Source organism: Kitasatospora sp. NEAU-69 (assembly GCF_057158765.1).
Genome location: NZ_JBWXUE010000001.1, coordinates 153814 through 165479, shown reverse-complemented (window position 1 = coordinate 165479; position 11666 = coordinate 153814). Strand labels below are relative to the sequence as shown.

General features: G+C 74.8%; 12 protein-coding genes. 3 read left to right on the top strand and 9 right to left on the bottom strand.

The annotated features are described in order from the left end of the window. Positions 1 to 42: 42 nt before the first annotated feature. The 8 genes from AC060L_RS00675 to AC060L_RS00640 form a co-directional block, all read right to left on the bottom strand. Positions 43 to 948, bottom strand: a complete 906-nt coding sequence (locus AC060L_RS00675) for a class I SAM-dependent methyltransferase (protein ID WP_483796153.1) — start codon at positions 946 to 948, stop codon at positions 43 to 45. 32 nt (positions 949 to 980) lie between these two features. Further along, positions 981 to 1793: a spermidine synthase gene (locus tag AC060L_RS00670; protein WP_483796596.1), complete on the bottom strand. Its 813-nt coding sequence runs from the start codon at positions 1791 to 1793 to the stop codon at positions 981 to 983. A gap of 125 nt (positions 1794 to 1918) precedes the next feature. After that, positions 1919 to 2881, bottom strand: coding sequence for an alpha/beta hydrolase (locus tag AC060L_RS00665; RefSeq protein ID WP_483796152.1), 963 nt, complete (start codon positions 2879 to 2881; stop codon positions 1919 to 1921). A 74-nt stretch (positions 2882 to 2955) separates the two neighbouring features. Then, positions 2956 to 4047: an AI-2E family transporter gene (locus AC060L_RS00660; RefSeq protein ID WP_483796150.1), complete on the bottom strand. Its 1092-nt coding sequence runs from the start codon at positions 4045 to 4047 to the stop codon at positions 2956 to 2958. 122 nt (positions 4048 to 4169) lie between these two features. Then, complete coding sequence (locus AC060L_RS00655; protein ID WP_483796148.1) at positions 4170 to 5399, bottom strand: winged helix DNA-binding domain-containing protein; 1230 nt, start codon at positions 5397 to 5399, stop codon at positions 4170 to 4172. Further along, positions 5399 to 6136 carry a glycerophosphodiester phosphodiesterase gene (locus AC060L_RS00650; protein ID WP_483796147.1) on the bottom strand — a complete coding sequence of 246 codons (738 nt, stop codon included), beginning with the start codon at positions 6134 to 6136 and terminating at the stop codon, positions 5399 to 5401. The genes AC060L_RS00655 and AC060L_RS00650 overlap by 1 nt, the downstream gene beginning before the upstream one ends. Positions 6137 to 6205: 69 nt before the next feature. Then, positions 6206 to 6640, bottom strand: coding sequence for a TOBE domain-containing protein (locus AC060L_RS00645; protein WP_483796145.1), 435 nt, complete (start codon positions 6638 to 6640; stop codon positions 6206 to 6208). A gap of 206 nt (positions 6641 to 6846) precedes the next feature. Further along, positions 6847 to 8085, bottom strand: a complete 1239-nt coding sequence (locus tag AC060L_RS00640; protein ID WP_483796144.1) for an ROK family transcriptional regulator — start codon at positions 8083 to 8085, stop codon at positions 6847 to 6849. 107 nt (positions 8086 to 8192) lie between these two features. Here AC060L_RS00640 and AC060L_RS00635 point away from each other — a divergent pair, with 107 nt between their 5' ends. Together AC060L_RS00635 and AC060L_RS00630 are read left to right on the top strand one after the other, a co-directional pair. Then, entirely contained in the window at positions 8193 to 9488 is a 1296-nt protein-coding gene (locus AC060L_RS00635; protein WP_483796143.1) for an MFS transporter, read from the top strand. 58 nt (positions 9489 to 9546) lie between these two features. Continuing rightward, on the top strand, positions 9547 to 10269 hold the full coding sequence (locus tag AC060L_RS00630; RefSeq protein WP_483796141.1) for a TVP38/TMEM64 family protein: 723 nt from the start codon (positions 9547 to 9549) through the stop codon (positions 10267 to 10269). 10 nt (positions 10270 to 10279) lie between these two features. On the opposite strand, the gene AC060L_RS00625 is transcribed toward AC060L_RS00630, so the two are convergent. Beyond that, a complete protein-coding gene (locus tag AC060L_RS00625; protein ID WP_483796140.1) occupies positions 10280 to 11014 on the bottom strand; it encodes an SDR family NAD(P)-dependent oxidoreductase in 735 nt (244 codons plus the stop codon). 123 nt (positions 11015 to 11137) lie between these two features. Between AC060L_RS00625 and AC060L_RS00620 the strand changes: the two genes are divergently transcribed. Further along, positions 11138 to 11653, top strand: coding sequence for a DinB family protein (locus AC060L_RS00620; protein WP_483796138.1), 516 nt, complete (start codon positions 11138 to 11140; stop codon positions 11651 to 11653). Positions 11654 to 11666: the final 13 nt, after the last annotated feature.

Sequence of the window (11666 nt, the reverse complement as noted above, 5' to 3'; positions counted from 1 at the left end):
GGGACAGGAGCAGGACGCGAAGCCGCCGGCAGCCGCAAGGGATCACGCGGCGGGCGGCCCACCGCGCTCTCGACGCGGACCGCCTCCGTCGAAGTCCAGGACAGTGACCGAGGGCAGCCGCGCGGCGAGCGGCGGGACAGCCGGCACCAACGGGAGCAGCGCGCCGAACAGCCCGCGGCCGCCGAACGGAAAGACGTCACGGACCTCCACCACCCCCGGATGCGCGGTACGGAGCTTGGGACGCTCCCGAGCGTCCATCCCCCACGGCATCGGCGGCATGCGATAGCCGCCGTGCTCGGCCATCCGGCCGCTCCGGGTCAGCCTGGCGAACCAGCGCGGGACGGCGTCGAAGACCAGCGAACCGCCGGGGAACCGCTCGGCGCAGAGCCCGATCAGCGCACGCACCTCGGCGGGCTGGAGGTACATCAGCAGCCCCTGCGCGGTGATCAGCACGCCCTGCTCGGGGTCCACCTCGTCCGCCCAGCGCGGGTCGGTGGCCGAGCAGGCCAGCAGGCGCTGGCGCGGGCCCGGCGGCAGCAGACGCTGACGCACCGCCAGCGACTCGGGCAGGTCGACGCTGAGCCACTGGGCGCGGCCGTTGTCCACCCGCCAGTACTGCGTCTCCAGCCCGTCGCCGAGGCAGACCACGGTGCCGCGTGGCTTCCGGTTCAGGAAGTCGGCCACCTCGCGGTCGAAGCAGGTCGCCCGCAGCCCCTGGATCAGCGCCGGCCGGTCGCCGGCCGGTCCGAACCGCTCGGCGAACGGGAAGTCGATCCGATCGACCAGTTCCACGGCCTTCGGATCGCGCAGCACTCCGTCGGGGCGGCGTGCCTCGGCCGCACGGTGGTAGAGCGTCCACAGTGCGGTCTCAGGGACGTCGGTGAGGTTGACCGGGACGGACCGGCGGTCCTCAGCCGCGGACGTGGGCACTGGCACGGGTACGGGCATGCATGGACTCCTCTGATCAGCAGCTCATCGACTCAGCCGATGCTGAACGCGCCCTCCGGCGGCGTCGGCGAGGGCCGGGCTTCGGCGTCCGTGACCGGCCGGGCGTCGCCGACCAGCCGGCGCAGCTCCGGGCCGTCCACCAGCCGGGCCGGGAACGGGTCACCGGCCAGCTGCCGGGCCAGCTTCTCGACCGGCAGCGGCCGGTCGGAGCCGATCAGCAGCAGGTTGCCGAACCGCCGCCCGCGCAGCACGGACGGCTCGGCGACCAGGCAGGTGTGGGCGAACACCGACCGGACGGTCGCCGCCTGCTCCCGCGCGAAGGCGAGCGGCGCGCTGTCCGCGAGGTTCGCCGCGTAGCAGCCGCCGGGTCGCAGCGCGGCGGCCGCGAGCCGGACGAACTCGGCCGAGGTCAGATGCGCCGGCGTGCGCGAGCCACGGAAGACGTCGGCGATCACCAGGTCGAGCGAACCCGATGCCGACCCGCCGTCCGCCTCGGACGAGGCCTCGGACAGCACCTCGCGCGCGTCCCCGACGGTCACCGAGATCTCCGTCTCGGGCCACGGCAGCACCTCGCGGACCAGTGCGACCAGCGGCCCGTCCGCCTCGGCCACCCGCTGTCGGCTGCCGGGCCTGGTGGCCACCAGGTAGCGCGGCAGCGTGAGCGCGCCGCCGCCCAGGTGCAGCACGTCCAGCGGTCGGCCGGCCGGTGCCACCGTGTCGGCCAGATGACCGAGTCGCCGGGTGTACTCGAACTCCAGGTGGGTCGGATCGCGCAGATCGACGTAGGACTGCGGGGTGCCGTCCAGGGTGAGCAGCCAGCCGCCGGGGCAGTCCAGATCGGGCATCAGCTTCGCCGTGCCGAAAGCGGTCTCCCGCAGCACCGGGCGCGGCTCGTCCCCACCATCGCCCGCACCGCGACCGCCCACGCCGGCGCCACCCACACCGGTGCCGCCCGCCGCACCCCCAGCGGTCACTGGTACGCCTTCAGCCAGCGCCCGAGCTCGGCGAAGACCTGCTCGCGCGCCGCCGGTCCGGAGAGCACCAGGTCGTGCATCCCGCCGTCGATCCGCACCGTGGTCACGTGCCGGCCCAGCCGCGGGCCGAGCGCGGCGATGTCGTCCGCGCGCAGCACGGCGTCGCTGTGCTGCAGTGCCGGGTCCCACTTGGTGGTGGAGATGCTGGAGGTGGACGCCATCAGCAGCACCGGAACGTCGATTCGCAGCCCGCGCCGCACCTCGCGGTGGCCGCGCTGGATCGCGGCGAGCCAGCCGGCGTACAGCGGGAAGCCCTCGGCGGGCTTGAGGCTGAGGTCGAAGTCCCAGCTGCCCCGGTGGTCACGGTGCAGGCTGTGCACGTAATGCGGGTTGAGCGGCGCGGGCAGCTTGCGGGTCGCCGCGAGCCGGCCGAGCGCGCCGACGGCGGGGGCGCCGAGCGTGCGCACCGCGGGAGCGGCGGGCATCGAGAGGAACGGGCTGTTCAGGAAGAGCCCGTCCACCACGCCGCGCCCGGCTCGTCGGGACGCCCACAGCGCCGCGACCAGGCCACCGGTGGAGTGACCGTTGACCAGCAGCTGGGTGTGGCCGTCCAGCTCACGGATGATCCGGACGGCCTCGTCCAGCTCCTCGTCGTAGGCCGCCAGGTCGCGGATGAAGTTCGGCGACTGGTGCGGGCGCAGCGAACGGCCGTACTTGCGCAGGTCGAGCGCGTAGAACGAGTAGCCGAGGGCCGCGAAGTAGTCCGCCAGATGGGTCTGGAAGAAGTAGTCCACATAGCCGTGGACGTACAGCACCGCACGGCGCGGGCCCTCGCCCGCCTGCTCCTGCGGCGCGAGGCGGCGGACCAGCGTCGCGCCGACCGGCCCCTCGTCGTCCGGGCGCAGCGGCAGCTCGACGGACTCGTAGGGCTCACCCAGAATGTCGGTTCGGAATTCCACAGCGCCGACTGTACTGGGTCGTCCCCGACCAAGGAGCCGTCAGCTGTCAGCCGTCGGGCACCAGCTGTCAGGCGTCAGCCGTCAGCCGCGACGGCCGGCCCCTCGCGGCCGCGGCGGCCGGGCGTGCCGCGCAGCACGTTCACCACGCCGAGCGCCGCCGCGCAGAGCGGCACGGCGAGCAGCGCGCCGAGGATCCCCGCCACGCCCGAGCCGGCCACCACGGCGATCATGATGGTCGCCGGGTGCAGTTCGACCGTCCGGCTCTGGATCACCGGTTGCAGGATGTTGCCCTCCACCATCTGCACGGCCAGCACCACACCGAGCGTCCAGAGCGCCTTGCCGAGCCCGCCGTCGGCCAGTGCGACCAGCACCGCGACCGTCCCGCTCAGGAACGCCCCCACGAACGGGATGTAAGCACCCATGAAGACCAGCGCGCCGAGACCCGGCGCGCCCGGCACGCCGAGCACCAGGAGGCCGATGGTGATGAAGGTGGCGTCGATCAGCGCGATCAGCGTGGTGCCGCGCATGAAGCCGGCCATCGCGTCGAAGGCCTGCCGGCCGCAGGCGACGGCCAGTTCGGCCCGCTCGCCTGGCACGAAGGAGCGGACCATGTCGGCCGTGCGGTGGCCGTCCCGCAGGAAGAAGAAGACCAGCGCGAGCGTCAGGATCGAGCCGGTCACCAGCTGGGTGGCCAGACCGAGGCCGGAGACCACGCCGTTGGCGAGTTCCGCGGCGAACGAGCTGCCGGCCCCCGAGGCGTGCTTGAGGGTGTCCTGCAGGCTCTTGCCGAGCGGGCCGAGCCGCTCGGCGAGCTGGTCGCCGGCCTGCTGGAGCGCGTGTGCGATCTGCGGGGCGCTGTGCACCAGCGAGTTGACCAGGAGCGCGAGCACGCCACTGACCGCCAGCACCAGCACCACACAGGTCAGGCCGGACGCCGCGCCCCGGCCAAGACCGCGGCCGGCCAGCCACGGCATCACGGGGTAGAGCAGCGCGGTGGCGAGCAGCGCGAGGATCACCGGGACGGTCGCGGCGCGCAGCTCGACGAGCGCGAAGACGACGAGCGAGGCGACGGTGATGAAGAGGATCACCGCGACGGACCACGCGGCGGCGGTCCGGACGGCCGGTGGCAGAAGTGGCCCGGCCGCCCTGGCTCGCCCGTCCGGCATCACGCTCTCCGTTCCGCCTTCCGCCACCCCGTCCCCCTGCCGCCCACTGATGACATATCAGCACATTTGCGCATGAACGCAGCGATCCCGAGGGCCGCTGGGCGTGGCGAAGCCGAACTGGATCACTCCGTCGCCGACACCGCCACCGCCACCTCGCGCCGGGCCGCCTCCGGCGCGGCGAACTCCAGCAGCCGTTCTCCCTCCGCCACGGCCCGCGCCCGGACCTCGCGGTCCAGCGCCGCGAACGGCCTCAGCTCGAACCGGGCCACCCCCGACCGCTCCCGGACGACCTGCCAGCTCCCCGCGACCAGGCCGTCCACCAGCAGCGAGCCGAGCACGATGCCGTTCTGGGTCATCACCAGCGGCCGGTACTCCTCCGGCAGCACCCGGGTGCGGTCGGCGTGCGAGAGCAGCAGGTTGTCGAACGGCGCGACCAGGCGGACCGGGACGGCGGTGTCGGCCGGCGGGCGCGGAGCGTCGGGCAGGTCGTAGAGGGTGCGGCCGTGCTCGTCGCGGAACTCGGCGAGCTGCGGGCGCAACCGCTTCAGCACGGCGGCCAGCCGGGTCAGCCCGAACCACTTCTGGACGTCGGCGACGGTGGCGGGCCCGAAGGCGGCGAGGTAGCGCAGGACCAGGCGGTCGCGCTGCCCGTCCAGCTCGGCGGGGTCGGTGAGGTCGGCGAGCGGGCGGCCGAGCCAGTGTTCGGCGGTGGTGTGCGCGGCCGCGCCGCCGGTCCGCCACAGGCCGCGCGGCGGCACCTGGACGAGCGCGAGACGGGCCCGCAGCAACTGGGCGAGCGCGGCGGGATCGCGGTCGGGGTGCCGGGCGGCGAGCAGCGTGCCGAGCTCCTGGAAGGTGCGCGGACGTTCCTCGACCAGCTCACGGCCGAGCTCGACCAGCCCGTCGAGCTCGGCCGGCGTCAGGCCGGCCAGGCGCTTGCCGAACGCGCCGCGCAGACCCTGCTCCAGCACCGGCTGGAAGAGCGGACGCAGCGTCCGGCAGTCCTCGGCGGTGACGAGGTGGATCGTGCCGCGCTGGAGACCGAGCCGGACCACCGCACGGCGCTCGACGAGCTCGCTCAGCTGCTCGGGACGAAAGCCCGGCAACCGGGACCAGAGGCCGTAGTACGGCGGGTCGGTCGCCTGCGCCTGGAGGCCGACCAGATGCGCCGTCAGCCGCTCGACCGCCAGGCCGCCGGCCGCACCGGGCCCAGCGGGCCCGGCGCGACCGGCAGGACCGGCGGGCTCCGTCGGCGCACCAGGCTCAGCCGGGGCGAGCAGCTGCTGGCGGGCGAGCAGGGCCCGGTTGAGCGCGCGAGCCGACAGCGCGCGAGCCGACGGCGCCCGGGCCATCAGCGCCGGCCTCGCTCCGCGTCCAGCGTCGCGCGCAGCGTGGCGATCCGGTTCGAGGTGATCGAGAGCGCGCCGGCGTCGAGCATCCGGCGCATGGTGCGGCGCAGGTCCACCGTCCACGTGCTGACCAGCAGGCCCTCGCCCAGCGCCCGCTCGACCAGGGCGCGGTCCACCAGGCCGAACGGCGGGTTGAGGTAGCTCGGCCGCAGGTCGTCCAGCAGCACCCGGACCGGCAGCTCGGGGCGCTTCCAGGTGAGCGCGATCGGCACGTCCGGAGCCAGCTCGCGGATCGCGAACATCGCGTCCACCGGGCCGCAGAAGTACACCTGCTGCTCGGCACCGAGCGCGGTGACGGACTGCCAGGCGGCCGCCGCCGGCCCGGGATCGTCCAGGTCGATCAGCAGCCGCGCGGCCGGGGTCTCGGCGACCAGCTTGAGCGCCTCGTCGAGGGTCGGGATCCGCTCGCCGCCGGCGAACGGCTGGGCGTCGAGCCGCTCGGCGGTCAGCGCACCGAGCGGGCGGTCCAGGTCCCAGAGGCGCTTGAGCGTGGGGTCGTGCAGCAGCACCGGCACGCCGTCCCGGGTGAGGCGGACGTCCACCTCGACGGCGTCGGCGCCGGCGGCGAGCGCGGAGGCGATGGAGGGCAGGGTGTTCTCGCGGAACCGGTACGGGTCGCCGCGGTGGGCGACGGCCTGCGGGCGCGGGAGGTCGGCGGGGACGTGCTGCTGCTCGGTCATGGCGATTCCGTCGAGGTCGCGGTGTGGTGCAGGACAGGGGGCGGCGCAGGGGCGGGCGGCGCGGGGCGCTCAGGGCCGTTCGATCATCACATTCGTCGACTTGATGACCGCGGTCGCCGGTGCGCCGGGGACCAGTTCCAGCTCCTCGGCCGACTCACGGCTGATCAGCGAGACCACCCGGAACGGTCCGGCCTGGACCTCCACCTGCGCGGCGACGTCGCCGAGCACCACGTGCGTGACGATCCCGGGGAACCGGTTGCGCGCCGAGGACGGTCGACCCTCGGCCTCCGCCACGCCCGGCTTGGCCAGCTCGCGGGCGAACGCGGCGAGTTGCTCGCCCGGGATGATCCGGTGCCCGTGCTCGTCCCGATCGGCTGCCAGGCGACCGGCGTCAACCCAGCGGCGCATCGTGTCGGCGCTGACGCCGAGCATCGACGCGGCCTCACCGATGCGGTAACGGTACTGGCTGACCGGCCGGTCCGGCCGGTCCATGGCGCCGCTCATCGCACTCCTCGGCTCTCGCCCTGATCCGGGGCTCCTGGCCCGGGACAGGTGGTGTCCTGCTACTGACCTGATCTTGCTGCTGTCGCCCATCCTGCCGCATCGTCAGGCCCGCTCGGCACAGTGGCAGCCGACGACCGGCGCATCGTCGGGTACTGGCCGCAGCGCGGGGCCACCGAACGCGCGGCCGGCCACCAGCCACGCCCGGTTCACAGACCGCCGAACAGGTCCCGGCAGACCGCGTCGAGCGCGGTCAGCACCGCACCGCTGAGCACCGCGCCGCCGCCCGCCGTACCGGCCCGGACCTCGGTGCGCAGCGGCGAGAGCGCGGCCAGCCGAGCGGCCACCCGGTCGGCCAGCGCGGCCCCGCCGGCCCGGCCGACCTCGCCGCCGAGCACCACGCACCCCGGGTCGAGGATCACGCAGACGGCGGAGGCCCCGAGCGCCACCCGGGCCGCCAGCGCGTCCAGGAACGGCTCGCCCGCCGGCCCGGCCGCGACCGCCGCGAGCACGGCGGCCTCGGCGGCGGCCGCCGACCCGGCCACGGTCTCGCCGTCGTGGAACCCGTGCGTCCGCGCCAGCTCGCAGACCGCCGCGCTGCCCGCCAGACTGTGGAAACCACCGTCGCAGCCGCCCGCGCCGGGCAGCCCGCCGGTGCCGGGCACCGGCAGGAACCCGATCTCGCCGGTGCCGCCGGAGACCCCGCGGCGCAGCCGCCCGTCCAGCATCACCGCGGCGCCGGTGCCGTGGCCCAGCCAGAGGAGCACGAAGGTGTCCCGGTCCACGGCGGCGCCCAGCCGGTGCTCGGCGATGCCGGCCAGGTTGACCTCGTTCTCCAGGATCACCTCGGCGTCCAGCCCGTCACGCAGCACGGTGACCAGCTCGGCATGCCAACGCGGCAGCCAGCCACCGGGGTTGAAGGTGCCGGTGGCTGGGTCCACCAGGCCGGGCGCGCCGACCGCGACGGTGTGCAGCTCGCGCACCCCCGCCTCGGCGGCGGTCTCCAGCAGCGTGCGCAGCACCCGGTGCGCCGGGTCGGCCTGCCCGGCGGCCGCATCGGAATCGCCGGCCTCGGCGGACTCGGCCGCGAACGGCCCGGCGTCGATGGCGAGTGCGGCGCTGGCCAGCGTCCGGCCGGTCAGGTCGGCGACGGTGAGCGTCACGCTGCCGGTCCGCACGTCGATCCCGGCCAGGTGGGCGCGGTCGGCGCGCAGCGCGTACACCCGGGCGTTCGGGCCGCGGCGCTGCTCGCCGCGCTCCCCCACGATGTGCACCAGGCCGCTGTGCTGCAGGCGTTCCAGCAGGTCGGAGACGGTGGGGCGGGACAGGCCGGTCAGCGCGCGCAGCTCGGTGGCGGTCAGCGGACCCTGTGCCAGCAGCAGGTCGAGGGCCAGCCGGTCATTGATGGCACGGGCGGTGCTAGGGGTGGCCGTGCGCGCGGTGGTCATGAGGCCGCATCCTTTCAGATATTTCTATCAGGATTCCTTCCTGATAATTTATCCCAAGGAGCCGCAGCCGCAGTCCGCCGTGACCGCTTTCGGGAGGGGACCCGTCCATGCCGTCCGCACCAGCCACGCCGCCCGCACCGCCCGGCCCGCCCCAACCGCCCGGCGCCGCCCAGCTCCGCCGGGCCAGGCTCAGCACCGCCCTGGTCTTCGCCGTGCACGGCGCGGCCGCCGGCAGCTTCGCCACCCGGATCCCGGCGATCCGGGACCAGCTGCACCTGAGCCCGGGCGGGCTGGGCCTCGCCCTGGTGATGCCCGCGATCGGCGCCTCGCTCGCGATGCCGCTGGCCGGGCGGGTCGTCCACCGGCTCGGGGGCCGGGCGGCGCTGCGGCTGCTGCTCGGGGTCTACTGCGCCATGCTGGCGCTGCCGGCCCTCGCTCCGGGCCTGCCCTGGCTCTGCCTGACGCTGCTCGCCTTCGGCGCGACGGCCGGGATGACGGATGTGGCGATGAACGCCGAAGGGGTGGAGGTCGAACAGCGGCTGGGCCGCTCCATCATGTCCGGCCTGCACGGGATGTGGAGCGTCGGCGGGCTGGTCGCCGCCGCCTTCGGCGCGCTGGCGGCCCACCTGCACCTCGCCGCCCGGACCCACCTGGCACTCGCCGCGCTGGTGCTGCTGCTCGTCGGCCAGCTGGTCTGCCGCCGGCTGCTGGACGTGCGGCCCGAGCCGGCGGCCGAGGCACCGCCGCGTTACGCGAGGCCGCCGCGCTCGGCGGTGCTGATCGGGCTGGTCGGCTTCTGCGCGGTCTTCGCGGAGGGCGCCGGGATGGACTGGTCGGGCGTCTACCTGCGCGACATCACGCACGCCCCCGCCGGCACCGCCGCGATGGCCTACACCGCCTTCGCGGCCACCATGGCCGCGGCCCGGCTCGTCGGTGACGCGGTGGTGCGCCGGCTCGGCGCCGTCCGCAGCGTCCGGACGGGCGGTGCGGTGGCCGCCGCCGGGGGCCTGCTGGTGATCACCGCGCAGAGTCCGGCGCTGGCGATCCCGGGCTTCGCACTGCTCGGAACGGGCATCGCGATCGTGGTGCCGCTCGCCTTCGCGGCCGCCGGCCACGCCGGGCCGAACCCCAGCCAGGCGATCGCGGGCGTCGCGACGGTGGTGTACACCTCGGGGCTGGTGGCGCCGGCGGTGGTCGGCGGGATCGCCCAGGGCAGCTCGCTGCGGGTGTCGTTCGGGCTGGTCACGCTGCTGGTCGCGACGCTGACGGTGACGGCGAGCGCACTGCGCACAGCCGGCCGGACCAGCGCGGCCGGCGCTGCTGCCGCGCCACAGCAGGAACAGCAGGAACAGCAGGACGGGGAGCGAGGCAGGAAGCAGGAGCAGGAGCGCACAGAGGCGTGAGACGGCGGCCCGAGTCCGCGACGCCCAGGACGCCCGCGCACTGCATTACCCTCGGCGAATGCCCTCTCCCGCTGCCCTGCGCCGTGCCCTGCTCTCCCCGTGGGCGCGGGTCGCGCTGCTCGCCGTGATCCTCGCGGCGGCCGCCGGCTCGGCCGCACTCTGGGATCCGCGCCAGCTGGCCACGGCGGTACCGGGAGCCTGGCGGGCGCCGGCGTTCGTGGCACTGTTCGCGTTCGGCACGCTCGCGTTCCTGCCGAAGCCGGCGCTCAACGTCGCGGCCGGGCTGCTGTTCGGCGCCGAGCGCGGGGTGCCGCTCGCGGTGCTGGGGACGACGGCCGGGGCCGCGCTCGCCTTCGCGCTGGGGCGCGGTCTCGGGCAGGACGCCCTGCGGCCGCTGCTGCGCGGGCGGGTGCTGACCGCGCTGGACCAACGACTGACCGAGCAGGGACTGCGCAGCGTCCTGCTGCTGCGACTGGTGCCCGGCGTGCCGTTCCAGGCGGTCAATCTGGGGGCGGCGCTCTCCGGCGTCCGAACCGGTCCGTACCTGCTGGCCACCGTGCTGGGCGTGCTGCCCGGCACGGCGGCCTACGTGATCGCGGGCGCTTCGGCGGGCTCGCCCGGCTCGCCGGCCTTCCTGGCGGCGACGGCGGTGATCGTGCTGATGGCGCTGCTCAGCGCGGCCGCGATGTGGCGCTCCCGGCAGCGTCCGGCCGGCACCACACCCGTGCCCGCAGCCACTTCCACGCCGACGGCCACGCCCACGCCCAGCGGGACGGCGTGAGCGCAGGCGCTCACATCCCGCCCGCCACCCGCAGGATCGCGCCCGTCGCGTAGGAGGCGTCCGGCGAGAGCAGCCAGGCGACCGCACCCGCGATCTCCTCGGGCTCGCCGGCCCGCCGCAGCGGAATGATCGGAGCGACCCGGGCCGGCCGGTCCGGCTCGCCGCCGCCCGCGTGGAACTCGGTGTGGATGGTGCCCGGCGAGACGGTGTTGACCCGGATGCCGGCCGGGCCGAGCTCCTTGGCCAGGCCGATGGTCAGCGCGTCGGTGGCGGCCTTGGTCGCCGCGTAGTGCACGTACTCGCCGGGGCTGCCCAGCGTCGCCGCGGCCGAGGAGACGTTGACGATCGCGCCACCGCGGGTCAGGTCGCGGGCGGCGCGGCGGGCGCAGAGGAGGTAGCCGACCAGGTTGACGTCGACCACCCGGCGCAGGTCCGCCGGGCTCTGCTCGGCGAGCGGGCCCTGCTTGCTGGTCACCCCGGCGTTGTTGACCAGACCGGTGATCGGGCCGAGCCGCTCGGCGGCGGTGTCGAAGAAGTGGTCCACATCGGCCTCGACAGTGGTGTCGAGCCGGACGGCGATCGCGGCGCCCCCGGCCGCGCGCACCTGCTCGGCCACCTGCTCGGCGGCGTCCGCGTCACTGCGGTAACCGATCGCCAGATCGTGGCCGTCGGCGGCCAGCCGACGGCAGACTGCCGCACCGATCCCCCGGCTGCCACCGGTCACCAGCGTGACGGGTCGTGACATGTCCTGCTCCTTCTCCCCATCGAGCGCCCTGCCCATCGAGCGCCCCCCATCGAGCACCGCGTCCGCAGCATAGCCGCGCAATCCACTGGCCCGGCTGCCCGGCGCTGCGCCAGGATGACCACCATGACCGACACCACGACCGAGCGCCTCGACCCGCCGTTCACCGCCGGCGAGACCGCCATGCTGCTCGCCTGGCTCGACTACCACCGCTCCACGCTCGCCCAGAAGACCGCAGGTCTGACGGACGAGCAGCTGAAGCTGCGCTCGGTCGCGCCGTCCGCGCTCTCGCTGCTCGGCCTGGTCCGGCACATGGCCGAGGTGGAGGAGTACTGGTTCCAGACGATCCTGCACGGCCACGAGCCGCGCGGGCACTACTGGACCAAGGAGGACCCGGACGGCGACTTCAACGGCGTCGACGAGGCGGACGCCGCCGAGGGCTTCGCGACCTGGCGCGCCCGGATCGAGCTGGCCCGCCGGGCGGTCGAGGGGCTGTCACTGGACACGATCGGCCAGGCGCAGCGCCATGGTCAGGATGTGACACTCCGATGGATCCTCGTTCACATGATCGAGGAGTACGCGCGCCACAACGGCCACGCCGATCTGCTGCGCGAGACGATCGACGGCGACACCGGCATGTGACTGACACTACGTC

Excerpts from the sequence above, each read along its gene's own strand:
- AC060L_RS00620 (WP_483796138.1), top strand. The coding sequence starts at position 11,138 with ATGACCGACACCACGACCGAGCGCCTCGACCCGCCGTTCACCGCCGGC.
- AC060L_RS00635 (WP_483796143.1), top strand. The coding sequence starts at position 8,193 with ATGCCGTCCGCACCAGCCACGCCGCCCGCACCGCCCGGCCCGCCCCAA.
- AC060L_RS00670 (WP_483796596.1), bottom strand. The coding sequence starts at position 1,793 with ATGCCCGATCTGGACTGCCCCGGCGGCTGGCTGCTCACCCTGGACGGC.
- AC060L_RS00640 (WP_483796144.1), bottom strand. The coding sequence starts at position 8,085 with ATGACCACCGCGCGCACGGCCACCCCTAGCACCGCCCGTGCCATCAAT.
- AC060L_RS00675 (WP_483796153.1), bottom strand. The coding sequence starts at position 948 with ATGCCCGTACCCGTGCCAGTGCCCACGTCCGCGGCTGAGGACCGCCGG.
- AC060L_RS00650 (WP_483796147.1), bottom strand. The coding sequence starts at position 6,136 with ATGACCGAGCAGCAGCACGTCCCCGCCGACCTCCCGCGCCCGCAGGCC.
- AC060L_RS00630 (WP_483796141.1), top strand. The coding sequence starts at position 9,547 with ATGCCCTCTCCCGCTGCCCTGCGCCGTGCCCTGCTCTCCCCGTGGGCG.
- AC060L_RS00625 (WP_483796140.1), bottom strand. The coding sequence starts at position 11,014 with ATGTCACGACCCGTCACGCTGGTGACCGGTGGCAGCCGGGGGATCGGT.
- AC060L_RS00655 (WP_483796148.1), bottom strand. The coding sequence starts at position 5,399 with ATGGCCCGGGCGCCGTCGGCTCGCGCGCTGTCGGCTCGCGCGCTCAAC.
- AC060L_RS00645 (WP_483796145.1), bottom strand. The coding sequence starts at position 6,640 with ATGAGCGGCGCCATGGACCGGCCGGACCGGCCGGTCAGCCAGTACCGT.
- AC060L_RS00660 (WP_483796150.1), bottom strand. The coding sequence starts at position 4,047 with ATGCCGGACGGGCGAGCCAGGGCGGCCGGGCCACTTCTGCCACCGGCC.